17 protein-coding genes are annotated in these 18,318 nt (G+C 67.9%); 7 read left to right on the top strand and 10 right to left on the bottom strand.

The window, feature by feature from the left end; genetic code table 11:
• Nucleotides 1–139: 139 nt before the first annotated feature.
• Complete coding sequence (locus FO470_RS10725) at nucleotides 140–607, bottom strand: DUF992 domain-containing protein (protein ID WP_144342958.1); 468 nt, start codon at nucleotides 605–607, stop codon at nucleotides 140–142.
• 154 nt (nucleotides 608–761) lie between these two features.
• Here FO470_RS10725 and rnd point away from each other — a divergent pair, with 154 nt between their 5' ends.
• Nucleotides 762–1,919: a ribonuclease D gene (rnd, locus tag FO470_RS10730; RefSeq protein ID WP_144342959.1), complete on the top strand. Its 1,158-nt coding sequence runs from the start codon at nucleotides 762–764 to the stop codon at nucleotides 1,917–1,919.
• A gap of 45 nt (nucleotides 1,920–1,964) precedes the next feature.
• On the opposite strand, the gene FO470_RS10735 is transcribed toward rnd, so the two are convergent.
• The 4 genes from FO470_RS10735 to FO470_RS10750 are packed head-to-tail and all read right to left on the bottom strand — an operon-like array spanning nucleotide 1,965 to nucleotide 7,674.
• On the bottom strand, nucleotides 1,965–3,482 hold the full coding sequence (locus FO470_RS10735; RefSeq protein ID WP_144342960.1) for a Ppx/GppA phosphatase family protein: 1,518 nt from the start codon (nucleotides 3,480–3,482) through the stop codon (nucleotides 1,965–1,967).
• A 4-nt stretch (nucleotides 3,483–3,486) separates the two neighbouring features.
• On the bottom strand, nucleotides 3,487–5,787 hold the full coding sequence (locus tag FO470_RS10740; RefSeq protein ID WP_244616569.1) for an RNA degradosome polyphosphate kinase: 2,301 nt from the start codon (nucleotides 5,785–5,787) through the stop codon (nucleotides 3,487–3,489).
• 18 nt (nucleotides 5,788–5,805) lie between these two features.
• The gene (locus tag FO470_RS10745) at nucleotides 5,806–6,552 is read right to left on the bottom strand and encodes a P-loop NTPase family protein (protein WP_246659553.1); all 747 of its coding nucleotides are present in this window, start codon (nucleotides 6,550–6,552) and stop codon (nucleotides 5,806–5,808) included.
• A gap of 3 nt (nucleotides 6,553–6,555) precedes the next feature.
• Nucleotides 6,556–7,674, bottom strand: a complete 1,119-nt coding sequence (locus FO470_RS10750; RefSeq protein ID WP_144342961.1) for an AI-2E family transporter — start codon at nucleotides 7,672–7,674, stop codon at nucleotides 6,556–6,558.
• 256 nt (nucleotides 7,675–7,930) lie between these two features.
• On the opposite strand from FO470_RS10750, the gene FO470_RS10755 reads away from it, so the two are divergent.
• The 3 genes from FO470_RS10755 to purN all read left to right on the top strand — a co-directional run bounded on the left by FO470_RS10755 (nucleotide 7,931) and on the right by purN (nucleotide 10,900).
• On the top strand, nucleotides 7,931–9,076 hold the full coding sequence (locus tag FO470_RS10755; protein WP_144342962.1) for a benzoate/H(+) symporter BenE family transporter: 1,146 nt from the start codon (nucleotides 7,931–7,933) through the stop codon (nucleotides 9,074–9,076).
• Between the two features lie 82 nt (nucleotides 9,077–9,158).
• Entirely contained in the window at nucleotides 9,159–10,238 is a 1,080-nt protein-coding gene (purM, locus tag FO470_RS10760; RefSeq protein WP_144342963.1) for a phosphoribosylformylglycinamidine cyclo-ligase, read from the top strand.
• Between the two features lie 8 nt (nucleotides 10,239–10,246).
• Nucleotides 10,247–10,900: a phosphoribosylglycinamide formyltransferase gene (gene purN, locus FO470_RS10765; RefSeq protein ID WP_144342964.1), complete on the top strand. Its 654-nt coding sequence runs from the start codon at nucleotides 10,247–10,249 to the stop codon at nucleotides 10,898–10,900.
• Nucleotides 10,901–10,909: 9 nt separating this feature from the next.
• Here the strand turns inward: purN and FO470_RS10770 are convergent, their stop codons facing one another.
• From FO470_RS10770 to ndk, 4 genes are all read right to left on the bottom strand, one after another.
• A complete protein-coding gene (locus tag FO470_RS10770; protein WP_144342965.1) occupies nucleotides 10,910–13,009 on the bottom strand; it encodes a molybdopterin-containing oxidoreductase family protein in 2,100 nt (699 codons plus the stop codon).
• 66 nt (nucleotides 13,010–13,075) lie between these two features.
• Nucleotides 13,076–13,825: a TerC family protein gene (locus FO470_RS10775; RefSeq protein ID WP_144342966.1), complete on the bottom strand. Its 750-nt coding sequence runs from the start codon at nucleotides 13,823–13,825 to the stop codon at nucleotides 13,076–13,078.
• Nucleotides 13,826–13,996: 171 nt separating this feature from the next.
• On the bottom strand, nucleotides 13,997–14,698 hold the full coding sequence (locus FO470_RS10780; RefSeq protein ID WP_144342967.1) for a TerC family protein: 702 nt from the start codon (nucleotides 14,696–14,698) through the stop codon (nucleotides 13,997–13,999).
• Between the two features lie 360 nt (nucleotides 14,699–15,058).
• Entirely contained in the window at nucleotides 15,059–15,481 is a 423-nt protein-coding gene (gene ndk / locus FO470_RS10785; protein WP_144342968.1) for a nucleoside-diphosphate kinase, read from the bottom strand.
• A gap of 219 nt (nucleotides 15,482–15,700) precedes the next feature.
• On the opposite strand from ndk, the gene FO470_RS10790 reads away from it, so the two are divergent.
• The gene (locus FO470_RS10790; RefSeq protein WP_144342969.1) at nucleotides 15,701–15,904 is read left to right on the top strand and encodes a hypothetical protein; all 204 of its coding nucleotides are present in this window, start codon (nucleotides 15,701–15,703) and stop codon (nucleotides 15,902–15,904) included.
• 257 nt (nucleotides 15,905–16,161) lie between these two features.
• Nucleotides 16,162–16,380, top strand: coding sequence for a hypothetical protein (locus FO470_RS10795; RefSeq protein WP_144342970.1), 219 nt, complete (start codon nucleotides 16,162–16,164; stop codon nucleotides 16,378–16,380).
• 398 nt (nucleotides 16,381–16,778) lie between these two features.
• Here FO470_RS10795 and FO470_RS10800 read toward each other — a convergent pair whose 3' ends face one another.
• Nucleotides 16,779–17,471, bottom strand: coding sequence for an aquaporin (locus FO470_RS10800; protein ID WP_144342971.1), 693 nt, complete (start codon nucleotides 17,469–17,471; stop codon nucleotides 16,779–16,781).
• Between the two features lie 252 nt (nucleotides 17,472–17,723).
• Between FO470_RS10800 and FO470_RS10805 the strand changes: the two genes are divergently transcribed.
• On the top strand, nucleotides 17,724–18,257 hold the full coding sequence (locus FO470_RS10805) for a DinB family protein (protein ID WP_144342972.1): 534 nt from the start codon (nucleotides 17,724–17,726) through the stop codon (nucleotides 18,255–18,257).
• The last annotated feature ends 61 nt before the right edge of the window (nucleotides 18,258–18,318 follow it).

Consider the following 18,318-nt stretch of genomic DNA (forward strand, 5'->3'; position numbering starts at 1 on the left):
CCCGGGCTTGAGTGCCGCCGATCCGCGGCGGAAATAACAAAACACCCCTCTGCGCGGGGCGCGCGGAGGGGTGCATGCGAGGCTTGGCTTTGTCAAGAATGCTCTGGTGCCGAAAGGGTCCCGGCGCCAGCGCGAAGGCTCACGGCTTGTAGGTCAGCGTCAGCTCGGCAACGCCCAGCGCCAGCGAGGCGCCGATATTGCCCTCGACCGAAACCGGGTTGAGCGCGATGGAATTGTCGGTGCTCACCAGCGCATTGGCGCCGACGCCGATGCCGAGCGCCACATCGCCGGAAACGCCGGCATACTTGCCGGCCAGCGCGCCGGGCGCCACGGCCTTGGTCACGGCGGCCACGCCCCAGGTCAGCATGCCCGCGCCGGTGACGCCGAGATCGACGCCCACGCGCTGGATCACGCCGGTATAGGTCACGTCCGGGCCCTGCGTCGGCTTGTAGGTGCAGCTCAGCTCCTGCTTGGACTCAACGATCATGCTGATGCTGGAGCCGACGGAGCAGACCAGTACGCCGGCATCGACGCGATCGGCCGCGTGGGCGGAGAACGCCGAAGCCAGAACCCCGGCGGCGGCGAGAGCAAGCATTGCCTTCTTCATGAATGGTCCCCTTGGGATGGTGCACGGACAGCCGGTACGCCCGGCGCCGAATCGTCATCGATGCTAGTCGAAGATGGTTAACGCTTGCCGGCGGGCCGGCGGCGCCATTCGGGAGTCGTATCGCCGCCCCGACTCCGCTATGTAACGGTTCAACATGAACATGATCACGACAACCGACGCTCTCGACGCCGCCTGCGAGCGGCTGGCCCGGCATCCCTTCATCACCGTCGACACGGAATTCCTGCGCGAGACCACCTTCTGGCCGAAGCTGTGCGTCGTGCAGCTCGCCAGCCCCGACGAGGCGGTGGTGGTCGACGCGGTAGCCGACGGCATCGACCTCTCATCCTTCTTCGCGCTGATGTCGAACGAGAAGGTGCTGAAGGTCTTCCATGCCGGCCGGCAGGACATCGAGATCGTCTGGCACCTCGCCGGCATCATCCCCCATCCCGTGTTCGACACCCAGGTGGCGGCGATGGTGCTGGGACACGGCGACTCCATCTCCTACGACCAGCTCGTCCAGCGGCTCACCGGCCACGTGCTCGACAAGTCGCTGCGCTTCACCGACTGGTCCCGCCGCCCCCTCAGCGCCCCGCAGATCGCCTATGCGGAAGCGGACGTCACCCATCTGCGCGACGTCTTCCTCAAGCTCGACGCGGACCTGAAGAAGCGCGGCCGCGCCGACTGGGTGGGCGAGGAGATGGCGGTGCTGACCTCACCCGACACCTATCGTCAGGAGCCCGAGCGCGCCTGGGAGCGTTTGCGCTCGCGCGCGCGCAAGCCCAAGGACCTCGCCGTGCTGATGGAGGTGGCGGCGTGGCGCGAGCGCGAGGCACAGTCCCGCGATACGCCACGCTCGCGCATCCTCAAGGACGACGTGATCGGCGAGATCGCTTCCCAGCACCCCGCCACCATCGAGAAGCTGGGCCAGCTGCGCTCCGTTCCCAAGGGCTTCGAGCGTTCGCGCGCCGGCGAGATGATCGTCGAGGCGGTGAAGGCGGGCCTCGCCCGCGATCCCAAGACCCTGCCGCGCATCGAGCGCGACAAGCCGCTCTCCAATGGTGCGTCGGCGACGGTCGAGCTGCTGAAGGTCCTGCTGCGCATGACGTCCGAGCAGCACGGCGTGGCCGCCAAGGTCATCGCCACCGTCGACGATCTCGAACGCATCGCCTCGGAAGACGAACCGGACGTGCCGGCCTTGCACGGCTGGCGGCGCGAGCTGTTCGGCGACCGGGCGCTGGCGCTCAAGTCCGGCCATCTCGCCCTCGCCATGCAACGCGGGCGCGTCATCGCACTCGACCGGCCGGACGCCTAAGAGCGCCGGTCTTCTCAGGAAAGAAGCGGACGGAGCGGGACGCCCCTACTCCGTCACGAGCAGCGGATCGCGCCCGATCAGCCGCGCCAGCGTGCGCAGCCGGTTGGCGATACGCTCGCCGCCGAGCGGCGCGAGATCGCCCTTGAGGTTCAGCGCCAGCTTGCCGCGTTCCACCGTCAGCGGCGTCAGCGGCAGCGTGCCCGGCATGGCGGCGGAGAGGATATAGGCGACCCGCATCGCGGCGCCGAGAATGCGCGCCCGGTCGAGGAAGCGGGCGGAGACCAGCTCGCGGATGCGCGGCGACAGGTCCTCGTCGATCAGGCCGACATGTCGGTAGTAGATCGCCAGCGCCAGGAAGGCGCGGCCGGGATGATCGACGCCGATGAAGGCGGCATGGGCGATGAGGTTCAGGCTCTGCTCGCCGCGATAGTCCGGATGCGCCCGCCAGCTGATGTCGGAGAGCAGGCAGGCGGCGTGACGCAACCGCTTCTCCTCGACGCTCTCGTCGATGCCGGTCGTCTCCATGAAATGGTCGGTCCAGTCGATCAGCTCCGCGCCATGGGCGGGGGAGCGCGAGCGCACCTCGTTCAGCTCCGCGGCGGCGGCGATCAGCGGATCGGCACGCCGCTCGGCATCGGACAGCAGTTCGTAGAGCAACCCTTCGCGCACGCCCTGCGCCGAGATGTAGACGTTCGCCGGCTTGCCGATGCGGATGATGTGCTCCAGCACCAGCGCGCCATAGGCGAGCAGGGGGCGGCGCACGTCCGACACGGTGTCGATGCGCGAGAGCGTGTCGACCGGCACGCGGCGCACGAGGCGGCAGAACTCGAGCGCCTCCTTCCCGGGGATGAAATAGCCGTGCATCACATGCAGCGGGTAGCCGCGCTGGAACATGTGCAGCCGCGCCAGCGCGCGCCAGGTGCCGCCCACCGCATAGAAGGTCCGCCCCTTGAGATGCTCGAGGTGCGTTTCCTTGGTCAGCAGGTCCTTGACGATCTTGTCCGCCTTCTTGAGAGAGCGGCCGGACGTGTCCTGTAGCGCGAGACCGCCGAGCGGGAAGGTCGCGCCCGAGCCGATGCGCTGGCCGTGGAGGTCCGCGAGCTCCAGCGAGCCGCCACCGAGATCGCCCACCACGCCATTGGCGTGGTGCACGCCGGAAAGGATACCGAGGGCAGAGAGCTGGGCCTCGCGCTTGCCGGACAGAACCTCGACCTCGGTCCGGCAGATCTCGGTACAGGCGGCGACGAAGTCCGGCCCGTTCGAGGCATCACGCGTCGCGGCGGTGGCCAGCACATAGAGCTTGCCGACGCCCATGCGGTCGCACAGCACGCGGAAGCGCCGCAGCGTGGACAGCGCCTTCGCCACCGCGTCGGCATTGAGCCGCCCGGTGGTCAGCACCTCCCGCCCCAGCCCGCACGACGCCTTCTCGTTGAAGATCGGCGTCGGGCTGCGCGACAGGCGCTCATAGACGACGAGACGCACCGAGTTCGAACCGATGTCGATCACCGCGATCGGCGCACCGGAGACGAGGCCGTCGCCGGCCTCACGCGAATTATCGCTCATGCGATCACGCACGCTCGCGGCGTCGGAGGAGGTTTCGCGGCGACGATTCTTTGAGCGACTTGCCACGTCCAGACAGACTCGGATTGGTCATGAAATACTGCTGGGCGTTGAATTTTTCCTCGCCCTCGGCCGGCACTATGCGTTGCGAGGAGCCGTCGGGCAACACGTTCCAGCTCTGCTGGTTATCGCGCAGGTTGGCGACCATGATCTGGTCGAGAATCTGCATGTGGACGGTAGGGTTGGTAATCGGGCACAGCGTCTCGACGCGGCGGTCGAGATTGCGCGGCATCAGGTCGGCGGAGGAGATGTAGAGCGCCGCCTCCGAATGCGGCAGGCCGTGGCCGTTGCCGAAGGCGTAGATGCGCCCGTGCTCCAGGAAGCGCCCGACGATGGACTTGACGCGGATGTTCTCCGACAGGCCGGGCACGCCGGGACGCAGGCAGCAGATGCCGCGCACCACGATGTCAATCGGCACGCCGTTCTGGCTGGCGCGGTAGAGCGCGTCGATGATCATCGGATCGACCAGCGAGTTCATCTTCAGCCAGATCGCCGCCGGCTTGCCGGCCTTGGCGAAGCCGATCTCGGCGTCGATGTGCTCGAGGATGCGCTTCTTCAGCGTGAGCGGGGCGATGGACATCGTCTCCAGCTCCGCCGGCTCGGCGTAGCCGGTGATGAAGTTGAAGATGCGCGCCACGTCGCGGCCGATCACCGGATCGGCGGTGAAGAAGGACAGGTCGGTGTAGATGCGGGCCGTGATCGGGTGGTAGTTGCCCGTGCCGACATGGCAGTAGCTCGCCAGCGAGCCGCCCTCGCGGCGCACCACCAGCGACAGCTTGGCGTGGGTCTTCAGCTCCAGGAAGCCGAACACCACCTGCACGCCGGCGCGCTCCAGATCGCGCGCCCAGCGGATGTTCGCCTCCTCGTCGAAGCGCGCCTTGAGCTCGACCAGCGCGGTGACCGACTTGCCGGCCTCCGCCGCCTCGGCCAGCGCCTTGATGATCGGGCTGTCGGAGGAGGTTCGGTAGAGCGTCTGCTTGATGGCGACGACGTTCGGGTCGCGCGCCGCCTGACGCAGGAACTGCACCACCACGTCGAAGGATTCGTAAGGGTGATGGACCACGAGGTCCTTCTCGCGGATCGCCGCGAAGCAGTCGCCCGCATGATCGCGGATGCGCTCGGGAAAGCGCGGATTATATGGCTTGAACTTGAGGTCCGGCCGATCGATGCCGACGAGCTGGCTGAACTCGTTGAGCGCCAGCACGCCGTCCACGAGGAAGATCTCGTCCCCGGCGACGCCGAGTTCGCGGGCCACGAAGGAGCGCAGCTCCTCCGGCATGGACGCGTCGATCTCCAGCCGGATCACCTGCCCGAGGCGCCGGCGCTTCAGCGCCGTCTCGAACTGGCGCATCAGGTCCTCGGCCTCTTCCTCCACTTCGAGGTCGCTGTCGCGGATGATGCGGAAGCCGCCCTGCCCCTTCACCTGATAGCCGGGGAACAGGCGGCCGATGAACAGGCCGATCATCTGCTCCAGGGTGATGAAGCGCTGCGTGCCGTTCTCGCCGTCCGGCAGGCGGATGAACCGGTCGATCTTCGCCGGTACGCGAATGAGCGCGTTCATCGCCCGCCCGTCATGGATGCGGGAGAGCTGGAGCGCCAGCGAGAAGCCCAGATTGGGAATGAACGGGAAAGGATGCGCCGGGTCGATAGCCAGCGGCGTCAGCACCGGGAAGACGTGAGCCAGGAAGAAGTCGTCCAGCACGGCCCGGTCGGTGCGCTCGACATCCGCGCCGTCCACCAGCACAATACCGCTGCCGACGAGCTCCTTCCGCAGCTCACCCCAGCGCGCCTGCTGGTCCTGGGCAAGCTGCGCCGTCGCGGCGCCGATCAGCGGAAGCTGCTCGGCCGGAGTCAGCCCGTCCGGGCTGCGCCCGCCATAGCCCTCGCGCACCTGCTCCTTCAGGCCCGCCACGCGGACCATGAAGAACTCATCCAGATTGTTCGCGGAGATGGAGAGGAAGCGCAGCTGCTCCAGCAGCGGATGCTCGCCGTTGGACGCCTCCTCCAGCACGCGGCGGTTGAACTGCAGCCAGGAAAGCTCGCGGTTGATGAAGCGCTCGGGCGAGGTCATCAGCTCGTCCTCGAGCGGCCGCGTCGCCACGGGCTCATGCGCCGGGGCCTGTCCCACCTCGACTTCCGCCTCGACCTGCGATTCGGTTTCGCTCACCCTTGCCACTCCATCCTTCTTGCGGGGTACCCGCTTTGTCCGGCGGGAAGGTCGCCGGGCTTCGTGACGGCTGGATGACATGATGCGCCTAACCTATGGTCAAGTCGTGAAGGGGTGGGCGGGCACGGCGTCGGACGTCTCCTCGTGGCTGAGGCCCTCGCCTTCCGCTACCGCCATGCGGGCACGCAGCAATTCCGACGCCAGCGCCCGGGTCAGGGGTCGCTTGCGGGCCAGCGCTTCGCGGTCGAGCTCGGCCACGATATCGCGAAGGCCGGCGATGGAGCGCTCCACGCGCGGCAGAAGGTAGTTCAGCAGCCCCTCGTCGGGAACGATCTGGCGGTCGGCGAACAGTTTGACCGCCACCGCCGCCAGCAATGGCTCGTCCGGCGGCCCAAGCGTGACGGCGGGCATCGCCCGCAGGCGCGAGGCCAGATCGCGCGTCGCCACCGTCTCCGCCAGTGCGGCGGGAGAGCGGCGGGCCGTCACCAGAAGGCTGGCGCGCTGCTCGCCGACCAGATTGAGCAGATGGAACAGCGCCGCCTCGGGCAGTTCTCCCTCGCAGAGGTCCTCCACCACCAGCGAGCCGCCGGCCAGCAGGGCGGGAATGGCGGCGATGTCGAGTGCCGCCGCCGCCACGACGGGCGCCTCGGCCGCCTCCGCGAAGATGGCCGAAAGATGCGATTTGCCCGACCCCTCCGGCCCCACCAGCGCGACCGCGCGCGCCGGCCAGTCCGGCCAGGCGTCGATCAGCGCCAGGGCCGCCTCGTTCGCCGGACCGGGCAGGAAGTCGTCCCGTGTCCGGCTGTCGGCGTGCGGGAGGTCGAGCGGCAGCTGGCGCGACGCCATGGCTCAGTGCGCCCGCACTTCCGGCGCCGTCAGGGCGGGTTCCGGCGGCGCGCCCGAGGGTTCACCCTCGCCCGTGTAGAGCGGGCTTTCGAGGTAGCGGCTGATGGCGAAGCGAACGAGCACGCCCACGGCTGCCGCCAGCGGCACGGCGAGCAGCAGGCCGAGGAAGCCGAGCAGATAGCCGAAGGCCAGCAGGGCGAACATCAGCCAGACGGGGTGCAGCCCGACGCTGTCGCCGACCAGCTTGGGCGAGAGGATGTAGCCCTCGATGAACTGGCCGAAGATGAAGATGCCGATGACCACCGCGATCATGGTGTAGTCGGGGAAGAACTGCACGATGGCGACGCCGCCCGCCAGCACCAGCCCGGTCAGCGAGCCGACATAGGGGATGAAGGTGATGATCCCCGAGACGAAGCCGATGACGAAGCCGAAGTTCAGCCCCGCCATGGTGAGGCTGACGGCATAGAAGCTGCCGAGGATCACGCACACCATCGACTGCCCGCGCACGAAGCCGGCAATGGCGCGGTCCATCTGCATGGCGAGGCTGCGGATCACCTCGCGGTTCTTCACCGGCAGCCAGGAATCGACCTTCTCCACCATGTGGTTCCAGTCGTTCAGGATGTAGAAGGCGACCACCGGCGTGATGACCAGCAGCGAGAACAGCGAGATCAGCGCCTGCCCGCCGGTCCACAGCCCCTGGATCAGGGTGAGCATGTAGGCTGCGCCCTGGGTGACCAGATCGCCGAGCCCCTGCTGGATGCTGGGCATGCGGTCGCCGACGAAGTCGCGCAGCCACTCGGCCCGCTCGCCGGTCATCAGATTCTGCAGCTTGACGATGTATTCGGGCAGCCGCTGGATGAAGGCGGCGAGCTGCGCGCCGAAGATCGGCACCACCAGCAGCATGAGCAGGATGGCAAGCAGCAGGGTCAGCGCGATCGCCGCCAGCGACGCCACCAGCCGGTTGACGCCCCAATGCTCCAGCCGGGTCGTCACCGGATTGAGGAAATAGGCGAGCGCGAGGCCGGCGACGAAGGGCAGCAGCACGCTGCTGAGCAGCCAGGCCGCCGCGATGAACAGCGCCAGCACCGTCAGCCAGAACGTCACCTGCTTGTGCCAGGCCATGCGAACGCACCTCACCAACAACCGTTACGCGTCGCATCATAGATACAGGAAAATGCGGCGCGAGCGATGTACAAGCGATACCGCCCCCGCCATTCACAGCCGTGAAGGCCGGTGGGGTGGTCCGGGCGGCCGCCACGGCCCGCCGCCGGCGCCTGCCTCGCGGAAGAAGAGCCACTCTTCACCCTGCGGGACCGTGACGCATCGGCCGCGACGTGGCACAAGGCGGTGTCCTGGTCTGCCTGCCGTGATCCCTCCGATGCGCTCCTCCCTCGTCACCTCCGCCGTCGTCGCCGCCCTCGTCGGGTTCGGCGGCACGCTCGCCCTGATCGTCGCCGCCGCGCAGGCGGTCGGCGCCACGCCGGGGCAGACGACCTCGGGCGTCGTCGGCCTGTGCCTGTCCATGGCGTTGACCTCCGCCTGGCTCGGCTGGCGCCACCGCATGCCGATCATCACCGCCTGGACGACGCCGGGCGCGGCACTGATCGCCGGCTCGCACGGCTTGACCGTGGAGACCGCCGTCGGGGCCTTCCTGCTCGCGGGCGTGCTCATTCTCGTCACCGCCGCCGTCAAGCCGCTGGGCTCGCTGGTGCAGCGCCTGCCGGTCGCCATTGCGGCGGCCATGCTGGCCGGCGTGCTGTTCCGCTTCTGCACCGCCGTCTTCACCGCCGGGCAGGCCGATCCGCTGCTGGTGCTGCCGCTCGTGCTGATCTTCCTTGTCGCCCGGCGCATCAGCCCGTTCGGCTCGGTGCTCGCCGTGCTGGTCATCGGCATCGCGCTCGCCTTCTTCCTCGGCCTCGTCGGACCGCTGCCCTCCGGCACGCCGCTGCCGACACTCGAATTCATCCTGCCGCGCTTCGACACGCAGGCGCTGATCGGTATCGGCCTGCCGCTCTATGTCGTCACCATGGCCTCGCAGAACCTGCCGGGCTTCGCCGTGCTGCAGGCGGCCGGCTACAAGCCGCCCACCCAGTCCATCCTCGCCTCGACGGCGGTCGCCTCGCTGATCACCGCGCCCTTCGGCTCGCTGACCAGCAACCTCGCCGCCATCACGGCGTCGATCTGCACCGGGCCGGACACCCATCCCGATCCGCAAAAGCGGTGGATGGCGACGCCCTTCTACGCGCTCAGCTATCTCGTTCTGGCCGCCGGCGGCGCCTTCGTCGTCGCGCTCATCGCCGCCCTCCCCCCCGGACTGGTGGCGACCTTTGCCGGCCTCGCCCTTCTCGGCCCGCTGGTGAATGCGCTCGGCACCGCCATGGGCGATGCGGCCAAGCGCTTTCCCGCCGTGCTCACCTTCGCCGTCACCGCTTCCGGCGTGTCGCTGTTCGACATCGGCTCGGCCTTCTGGGGACTGACGGCCGGGCTGATCGCGCTGGGCATCGACCGCGCCGGCAAGCGCTGACCTCGAACCCGCTCCGGCTTGCGGGGGCGCCCATAAGCGGCTAAGCCCCGGACATCCTGGAAAACGGCCGGAACGGGTTGAGATGAGCGGTACGGAAAAGGGCCTCAGCTATCGCGACGCGGGCGTCGACATCGACGCCGGCAACCGGCTGGTCGACCTCATCAAGCCGCTGGTGAAGGCGACCCGCCGCCCCGGCGCCGACGCGGAGATCGGCGGCTTCGGCGGCGTGTTCGACCCCAGGGCCGCCGGCTTCAAGGACCCGCTCATCGTTGCCACCACCGACGGCGTCGGCACCAAGCTGAAGATCGCCATCGAGACCGGCCGTCACGAAACCATCGGCATCGACCTCGTGGCCATGTGCGTCAACGACCTCGTGGTGCAGGGCGCCGAGCCGCTGTTCTTCCTGGACTATTTCGCCACCGGCAAGCTCGCGCCGGATGTCGGCGCGAAGATCGTCGCCGGCATCGCGAAGGGCTGCGCCGAGGCCGGCTGCGCGCTGATCGGCGGCGAGACGGCCGAGATGCCCGGCATGTATGCCGATGGCGACTACGACCTCGCCGGCTTCTCGGTCGGCGCCGTGGAGCGCGGCCGTCTCCTGCCCTCGCCGAACGTGCGGCCGGGCGACGTGCTTCTCGGCCTCGCCTCCTCCGGCGTGCACTCCAACGGCTATTCGCTGGTGCGCCGCATCGTCGAGGTCTCCGGGCTCCCCTGGGACGCGCCCGCGCCGTTCGCGCCGGCGATGACGCTCGGCGAGGCGCTGCTCACCCCGACGCGGCTCTATGTGAAGTCCTCGCTGGCGGCGATCCGCTCGACCGGCAAGGTGAAGGCGCTCGCCCACATCACCGGCGGCGGCCTCACCGAGAATCTCCCGCGCGTGCTGCCCAAGCACACGATCGGGCGCATCGATCTCTCCGGGCTCGCCGTCCCGCCGGTGTTCCGCTGGCTGGCGCAGGTCGGCAAGGTGGCGCCGGAAGAGATGCTGCGCGCCTTCAACTGCGGCATCGGCATGGTCGTGGTCTGCGCGCCCGAGGATGCCGAGACGGTGGCGGACGCCTTCGCCGATCCCGGCGAAGAGGTGGTGCATCTCGGTGCCATCGAGCCGGGCGAAGGCGCCGCGCGCACCGTCTATGACGGCACGCTGGCCGTCGGCGAGCCGCTCTGAGGCCCGTGATGACGAAGCCCCGCGTCGCCGTCCTCATCTCCGGGCGCGGCTCCAACATGATGTCGCTGATCGAGGCGGCGGCCGCGCCGGACTTTCCGGCGGAGATCGCGGTGGTGATCTCCAACCGGCCCGACGCGCACGGCCTCGCCCGCGCGCAGGCGGCCAACATCCCGACCCGCGCCATCGACCACAAGGCCTTCGCGGATCGCGCCGGCTTCGACGCGGCGCTCGACGCGGCGCTGGCGGAGGAGCAGGTCGACCTCGTGTGCCTGGCCGGCTTCATGCGCCTTCTCACCGCCGGCTTCACCCAGAAATGGTCGGGCCGGATGATCAACATCCATCCCGCCCTGCTGCCCAGCTTCAAGGGCCTGCACACCCATGAGCGGGCGCTGGCGGAAGGCGTGAAGATCCACGGCTGCACGGTGCACTTCGTCACCGCCGAGATGGATGTCGGGCCGATCATCATGCAGGCCGCCGTGCCGGTGCTGGAGGGCGACACGCCGGACACGCTGGGCGCGCGCGTGCTGGAGCAGGAGCACGTGATCTATCCGGCCGCGTTGCGCCTCGTCAGCGACGGCCGGGCGCGGCTGGCGGGAAACCGCGTCGCCGTCGACGAATTCGAGACCATCCCTCCCGCCCTCGTCGTGCCGCCGGCGGGATAAGGGCGCGCCTCACGCCCGCTCGATCCGCACCCGGTTGTCGTGCAGCGCCGCGCCGCCCACGGGGGCGACGGGGTCGGAGCCCGTCAGGCTGTTGATGCCGCGGCCTCCTTGATGAGAGCGGTTCGGCCAGATCGATTCAGCCACCACCACGCCGCGCCGCAGCCCGTCGAACAGCCGCACATGGAGAAGCACGGCGCCGCGTTCGCTCGTCACCCGGGCGAGATCGCCCTCGCCGAGCCCGTGCGCGGCGGCGTCCTCGGGGTGGATCATCAGCTCCGGCCGTTTCTCGCGCGCGATGGAGCCCGGCGTCTCCGTGAAGCTGGAATTGAGGAAGGAACGGGCCGGCGAGGTCACGAGGCGGAAGGGGAAATCCTCCGTCGCCTCCTCGATCACCGCCCAGTGGTCCGGCCATTGCGGCATGGTCTCGTAGGGTCCGAACTTGGCCGGCGCCGCATAGGGCACCTTCGCCCAGTTCGGCTTGAGGCGGAACTTGCCGTCCGGCCAGCTGAAGCCCTTCAGATAGTGCGCGGTCTCGAAATCCGGCTGGATGTCGAGGAAGCGCTTCTCCTCCAGCTCCTCCACCGTGCCGCGGTCGGTCGCCTGCAGCATCCAGTCGATGTGCTCGCGCGGGCTCATCCGGAAGCCCTGGTGCTCGGCGCCGAGGCGCTCGGCCAGCGCACAGATCACCTCGTGGTTGGTACGGCATTCGCCCGGCGGCTCCACCAGCTTGGGGCCGAGGATGACATACTGGTTGCCGCCGCCCTGATAGAGGTCGTCATGCTCGGTGAACATGGTCGCCGGCAGCACGATATCCGCCATCCGCGCCGTCTCGGTCATGAACTGCTCGTGCACGGCGACGAACAGGTCCTCGCGCGCGAAGCCGCGCCGCACCTTCTCCTGATCGGGAGCGACGGATACCGGATTGGTGTTCTGGATCAGCATGGCCGTCACCGGCGGCCCGCCGACCAGCGCTTCCGCATCGCCGGTCAGGATGTCCCCAATGCGCGACTGGTCGAGTTCGCGCGAGGTGACGCCCCGGATGTCGCGCCCCTCGACCATCTGCTTGTTCCAGCGATAGATGGCGCTGTTGGAATGGAACAGGCCGCCGCCCTCGTGCTGCCAGGCGCCGGTCACCGTGGGAATGCAGCTCACCGCGTGCATCGCCACCGCGCCGTTGCGCGAGCGGGTGAAGCCGTAGCCGGCGCGGATGAAGGTCTTCGGCGTCCGGCCGATGGCCTGCGCGAGTGCCTCGATCTCGGCAACCGGCATGCCGGTGATGTGGGCCGCCCATTCCGGATCGCGCGTGCGAAGATGCGCTTCGAGGCCGGCGGCATCGTCGGCGAACGCGGCGAGATAGGCGCGATCCGCGAAGCCGTCGCGGAACAGCACATGCATGATGGCGCAGGCCAACGCACCGTCCGTGCCGGGGCGGATCAGCACCGGGATATCGGCCTGCTCCATGGTCGGCGAGCGATAGACATCGACCACCACGATCTTCGCGCCCCGCTCCTTGCGGGCGCGGATGGCATGGGTCATCACGTTGATCTGCGTCGCCACCGGATTGGTGCCCCAGATCACCACCAGATCCGCCTTGGCCATCTCGCGCGGGTCGGGCCCCGCCAGCCTGCCCGTGCCGGCGAGAAGGCCGCTCCAGGCCGGATTGACGCAGATCGAGGAGAAGAAGCGCGAATAGCCCTTGGCGTGGGTCAACCGGTTGATGCCGTCGCGCATCACCAGCCCCATCGTGCCCGCGTAGTAATAGGGCCAGATCGCCTCCGGCCCGTGCGCGCGCTCGGCCTTGCGGAACGCCTCCGCGATCTCGTCCAGCGCCTCGTCCCAGGAGATGGGAGCGAACGCACCCTCCCCCTTCGGCCCGACGCGCCGCAGCGGCTGCGTCAGCCGGTCGGGATGGTTCGCGCGCTCGGCATAGCGCGCGACCTTGGCGCAGATCACCCCGGCGGTGAAGGTGTTGGCGCTGGAGCCGCGCACGCGCCCGATCCGCCCGCCGGAGATATCGATCTCCAATGCGCAGGTGGAGGGGCAGTCGTGCGGGCAGGCGGAATAGCCGGTGCGGACAGGCGGGATGGTCGGCGAAATATGCTGATTCATGAAAAGGCGCTCCGCCACCATGGTAGCGGAGCGCCCTGTCTTTTCACACCGTAACGGAGGACCGGCTCAGTGCGAGCCGACGGCCGCCTCCGAGCGGCGGCTCTTCACGATCCAGCCGAAGCCGATCACGAAGGCCGCGCCGATCACCGCCGCCAGATAGTGCGGCAGCGCCGCCGCCTTCAGGCCGATCGGATCCTCGGGGTCCTGCACCACCTCGACGAGGTTTGCCGACCAGCCCTGCATGGCCTCCAGCGCCACCTTGTCGCTCACCAGCATCTCGCCGGCGATCCAGCCGAGCAGCGCCGCGCCGAACCAGACGAGGATCGGGAAGCGCGAGATCAGCTTCAGGATGAGCTGCGAGCCGAAGACGATGAGCGGGATGGTGAGCAACAGGCCGAAGATGAACAGCTCGGCATGGCCGCGCGCCGCGGCGGCAATGGCCACCACGTTGTCGAGGCTCATCACCGCGTCGGCGATGGCGATGGTGCGCACCGCCTTCCAGAGGCTGTCCGCGCTCTCGACATGATGGCCCTCGCCGCCCTCGTCGAGGACCAGCTTGATCGCGATCCAGAACAGCAGGACGGCACCGACCACCTTGAGGAAGGGCACGCCGAGCAGGAAGGACACCGCCAGGGCGAACAGGATGCGCAGGCCGACGGCCGCGCCGGCGCCGAGCAGGATGCCCCATTTGCGCTGCTTCTCCGGCAGCGAGCGGCACGCCAGCGCTATGACGACCGCGTTGTCGCCCGACAACAGCAGGTCGATCCAGATGATCTGGAGCAGGGACACCCAGAAGACGGGGCTTGTGAAATCCATCTTATCCTCTCTGATCGTCTAAGCCTTGATGCGTCGCGAGAGTTTCCTGTCCCCCGTCATGGGAAGAAAACTGGCATACCTTATTAAGTAGGCCAGCATTCTCCCCTCGAACTGAAGACGCCCGCGACGTGCGAGGCCGCGGGCGTCTACGGGGAGGGAATCCCGACGCTCTTACGAACCGTGCGAACCCGTCGAATGCGCGCTGCGCCGGCGCGACAGCGTCCATCCGATCGCCAGCACCAGTGCCGCGCCGACCGCGGCAGCGACGTACTCGACATTATGAACAACGCTCTCGCCGAGATATTCGAGCACCTTGACGTCCGACATGAACATCTCGCCCGCGACCCAGCCGAGCAGCGCCGCGCCGGCCCAGACCAGCACGGGGAAACGCGACAGCAGGCCCATGATCAGCGCCGCGCCGGCGATGATCATGGGAATGGAAATGACGAGGCCGATAACGATAAGCGCCCAGTTGCCGTCGGCCACGGCGGCGATGGCCACCACATTGTCGAGGCTCATCACCAGATCCGCCACGGCGATGGTGCCGACCGCGCGCCACAGGCTGTCATGAGCCGCGACGCCGCCATCTTCGGCTTCTTCCGGCAGCACCAGATCGACAGCGATGTACATCAGCGCCAGCGAACCCACGATGCGCAGCCAGGGCAGGCCGAGCAGCACCGCAATGATGGCGGTGAAGACGACACGCATGCCGACCGCGACGCCCGCGCCGAGGATCATGCCCGTGCGCCGCAGCCGGTCGGGCAGCGAACGGCAGGCCATGGCGATGACCACGGCGTTGTCGCCGGACAACAGCACGTTGATCCAGATGATTTTCAGCAGTGCCAGCCAGAAAAGCGGCTCAAGATAGCTCATTGTCGTTCCCTCACCGCCCGTCCGCGTGGACGGGACAAGAATATGGTTCGTTCGGCGTTGGCGCGCCGTGCTACGGTGAGGCAAGAGGAGGTGGCTCCGGCGGGCCCACTCCCGGGCGCTCTTGGCGCGCCATAACGGCATCCCCGCTGCGGGCCACTTCTCCGTGGCCGGACCCCCGCAGCGCCATGACAGCAACATACATAATAATTCATGGGGTGGCCAAGCCCGAATACCGAAATTTCCTGGCCGGATCGTGCTGCGGGCGCGCAGTTCTACGCTGCTGCGCAAAACGACAACGCCCCGCCGGCATGTACCGACGGGGCGTGACCTTAGCGGAGGAAGCCGCGAGAACTGTGGCGATCAGCCGACGATCTCGTTGCCCGCGAAGAACTGGGCGATCTCGATCTTGGCGTTGTCCAGGCTATCGGAGCCATGGGCCGAGTTCTCGCCGACCGAGAGGGCGAAATCCTTGCGGATGGTGCCTTCGGCGGCGTTGGCCGGGTTGGTCGCGCCCATCACGTCGCGGTACTTGGCGACGGCGTTCTCGCCTTCCAGCACCTGCACGACGATCGGCTCGGAGATCATGAAGTCCACGAGCTCGCCGAAGAAGGGACGCTCCTTGTGCACCGCGTAGAAGGTCTCGGCCTGGGCGCGGGTCAGCAGCATGCGCTTCTGCGCGACGATGCGCAGGCCCGCCTTCTCGATATAGGCGTTGATGGCGCCCGTGAGGTTACGCCGGGTGGCGTCGGGCTTGATGATCGAAAAAGTGCGCTCGAGCGCCATGGTCTCATTCCCTGGGACTGTGGGGGACGTTGGTTCGCAGCGGCTTATAGCGGCGCCTCCCGATCCGGACAAGATGAGGGAACGCGGCGTTCTCGACAGCGTTTGGACAGCTGTCCGGTGGAATCGTGCGACGTCGAAAGGGCTAGGTTGCGGAGCGTCGCGCAACGCGCCATCTGTTCGTCGACACGAGGCGGCCGACCGCCCGCAGGGATGACGAAGATGAAGAAGTGCCTGATCATTGCCTTGAGCGCGGCCGCTATCGTGGTTGGCCTGCTCACGCTTTCCTTCCTGCCGCCCGCCGACGCGACGACCAGCGCCGAAGAGCCGGCGGGCTACAAGACCTGCTTCATGGAACGCCGCGCCACCTTCACGGACGGCGCGCCGCGCATGATCAGGGAACGCCGCTGCGTATTCGCCGAATAAAAGTCGATCACGACTTCATGAACGCCCCTTGGAACTTTACCGCGAGCACGCACGTTAAGGGGACGTTAACGGATTGGATTGAGGCAAACACGTATGAACGAACGCGTATTGTTTCGTTCCGCCAGACGCGCGAGAAATAATCGCGACGCAGGCGAGTATGTGGCGGCCTCCGCGTCTCCTTCCGAAGTTGAGAGAGAAGTAATGACTGGTTAGAACGCCGGTGGCCCCGTCCACCGGGTGGTGGATGAGGTGCGGGCATGTTCAAGACCATTGTCATAAGCGCCGTTGCTGCAGCCATGGGCTTCACCGCCCTGTTCATCGGCGCGGCATCCGCCACTGGATATTTCAAGCGTCAGGTACCGGTCGCGACGGTGGAGATTCCGACTGAGGAAGTCGCCGGCGACTGCGTGACCCAGGGCCGCTGGCTGAGCGACGCGGGCCGCATGGTCCAGGTCGAACGCGCGGTCTGCTACTGACGCTGGCTTTTCGAGACTTGGCTCGCGGCATCCCCACTCCCCCAAGCCCCACGCGAGCCCTTAGCGCCCCGGCTCCTCCCCCAGGGAGCCGGGGCAACTTTTATCCGCCCGCCGGAAGATGAACATCGGCCAACGGCGCGTTCAGCCGCCGTTGCACTGGCGCGTGCAGGATAAGCGCGTTCCGGCAACGGAAGATCGCTCGACGCAGGCCGTTCCCGCCGACCCGGCACGCGCTCGAAAAAAAAGCCCCGGTCCTGTCCTCGCAGGGCCGGGGTTTATTTTGTCGCCGCAAGCACGGTCCGGTCCGGACCGTCGCCGTTTCTGGGCACCCGTCCGGATGCCGGAAAAGAACCGGGCGACGAAGCATCCTCCGCCGCCCGGTGCCTTCGATGCCGAACTCAGTCTTCGAGCAGCTTGGCCTTGAACAGCAGGCCGGCGATCAGCGCGCCGATCGGCGGAATCACGACGAAGAGCCAGAGCTGCTCCAGCGCCTTGCCGCCGACGAACAGCGCCGGGCCGATGCTGCGGGCCGGGTTGACCGACACGCCGGTGGCCGGAATGAACACGATGTGGATCAGCACCAGCGTCAGGCCGATGGCGAGGCCCGCGACCGGGGTGGTGCCGGCCTTGCTGGTCGCGCCGAGGATCACGACAAGGAACACGAAGGTGCCGATCAGCTCGGCAAGGATCGCGGTCGAGAGGCCGAAGTTGCGGCCATAGCCCTCGCCCCAGCCATTCTGGCCGAGGCCCGCGGTTGCGATATCGAAGCCGCCGATCTTGCCGGACATGATGAGGTAGAGCAGCGCCGCGCCGGCGATGCCGCCGAGCACCTGGAAGATGATGTAGCCGATGAGGTCGGCGAAGGAGAGACGTCCGGCCGCCCACACGCCGACGCTGACGGCGGGGTTGATGTGGCAGCCCGAGATCGGCCCGATGCCATAGGCCATCGCCGTTACCGACAGACCGAAGGCGAAGGCGACCGCCAGGAACCAGACCGGCGAGGCCTCGGCGAAGCCGGTCACGACGACCGAACCGCACCCGAAAAGCACCAGAACGGCGGTGCCGATGAATTCAGCGACATATTTCTTCATGCGCCTATTCCTTGTTCAATGACGCCCGAATTGGGATACGCCCCATAGGTACGTACCTCCGGCGAGGAGATGCCTCACGGCGATTCGGGTCAAGCCCTTGAGGGGCACGGATCGGCCTACCATTCACATGCGCGTGTGATGGCGGCCATCACGAGAGGGAATTGGCCAACGACATCCCGCCCGGGCAGCATGGCCCAATCAGTGTGCAGCGCCGCCCAGCGGCACCGGATCCCTGTCCCCGCGAGCCCAGCCATGACGCCCGACCAGCTCTTCGTCCGCCGCTACCGCGATCTCGCCGCCTACAACGCCTGGGCCAACCGGCGCCTTTACGCGGCGGTTGGCCGGCTCGGCGACGGCCAGTACCGGGCCGATCGCGGCGCCTTCTTCGGTTCGGTGCACGGCACGCTGAACCATCTGCTTGTGGGCGACCGGTTGTGGATGCGGCGGATCACTGGCACGGGCGACGAGCCGGCGCGCCTCGATACCATCCTGTTCCGGACATTGCCGGAGCTTGCCGAGGCACGGACCGCCGAGGATGCACGCATATCCGCCCATATGGACGGCCTCGACGCCGCCGCCCTCGCGGCGGAGCTGCATTACGCGAATGTGGCGGGTGCCCGCTTCGTCCAGCCGCTCGCCACCGTGCTCGACCATTTCTTCAATCACCAGACCCACCACCGGGGCCAGCTGCATTGCCTCGTCAGCGGTTTTCTCGGCAATGAGGGCGCGCCGTCGCTCGATCTCATCGCCTTCCAGCGCGAGAGCGGCCTCGCGCGGCCGGGCTAGGCGCCACAAAGGCTCCGCCAGGCGCCTTGAGCCCCGCCATCGCTCTTGCCGGGCGGGCGGC

Source organism: Ancylobacter moscoviensis (assembly GCF_007559435.1).
Taxonomy (GTDB): domain Bacteria; phylum Pseudomonadota; class Alphaproteobacteria; order Rhizobiales; family Xanthobacteraceae; genus Ancylobacter; species Ancylobacter moscoviensis.

Coding starts and splice junctions, on each gene's coding strand:
- FO470_RS10775 (WP_144342966.1), bottom strand. CDS start 13,825: ATGGATTTCACAAGCCCCGTCTTCTGGGTGTCCCTGCTCCAGATCATC.
- FO470_RS10800 (WP_144342971.1), bottom strand. CDS start 17,471: ATGAAGAAATATGTCGCTGAATTCATCGGCACCGCCGTTCTGGTGCTT.
- FO470_RS10725 (WP_144342958.1), bottom strand. CDS start 607: ATGAAGAAGGCAATGCTTGCTCTCGCCGCCGCCGGGGTTCTGGCTTCG.
- FO470_RS10805 (WP_144342972.1), top strand. CDS start 17,724: ATGACGCCCGACCAGCTCTTCGTCCGCCGCTACCGCGATCTCGCCGCC.
- FO470_RS10795 (WP_144342970.1), top strand. CDS start 16,162: ATGTTCAAGACCATTGTCATAAGCGCCGTTGCTGCAGCCATGGGCTTC.
- purM (WP_144342963.1), top strand. CDS start 9,159: ATGAGCGGTACGGAAAAGGGCCTCAGCTATCGCGACGCGGGCGTCGAC.
- FO470_RS10740 (WP_244616569.1), bottom strand. CDS start 5,787: ATGTCATCCAGCCGTCACGAAGCCCGGCGACCTTCCCGCCGGACAAAG.
- purN (WP_144342964.1), top strand. CDS start 10,247: ATGACGAAGCCCCGCGTCGCCGTCCTCATCTCCGGGCGCGGCTCCAAC.
- FO470_RS10735 (WP_144342960.1), bottom strand. CDS start 3,482: ATGAGCGATAATTCGCGTGAGGCCGGCGACGGCCTCGTCTCCGGTGCG.
- ndk (WP_144342968.1), bottom strand. CDS start 15,481: ATGGCGCTCGAGCGCACTTTTTCGATCATCAAGCCCGACGCCACCCGG.
- rnd (WP_144342959.1), top strand. CDS start 762: ATGAACATGATCACGACAACCGACGCTCTCGACGCCGCCTGCGAGCGG.
- FO470_RS10745 (WP_246659553.1), bottom strand. CDS start 6,552: ATGGCGTCGCGCCAGCTGCCGCTCGACCTCCCGCACGCCGACAGCCGG.
- FO470_RS10790 (WP_144342969.1), top strand. CDS start 15,701: ATGAAGAAGTGCCTGATCATTGCCTTGAGCGCGGCCGCTATCGTGGTT.
- FO470_RS10750 (WP_144342961.1), bottom strand. CDS start 7,674: ATGGCCTGGCACAAGCAGGTGACGTTCTGGCTGACGGTGCTGGCGCTG.
- FO470_RS10780 (WP_144342967.1), bottom strand. CDS start 14,698: ATGAGCTATCTTGAGCCGCTTTTCTGGCTGGCACTGCTGAAAATCATC.
- FO470_RS10755 (WP_144342962.1), top strand. CDS start 7,931: ATGCGCTCCTCCCTCGTCACCTCCGCCGTCGTCGCCGCCCTCGTCGGG.
- FO470_RS10770 (WP_144342965.1), bottom strand. CDS start 13,009: ATGAATCAGCATATTTCGCCGACCATCCCGCCTGTCCGCACCGGCTAT.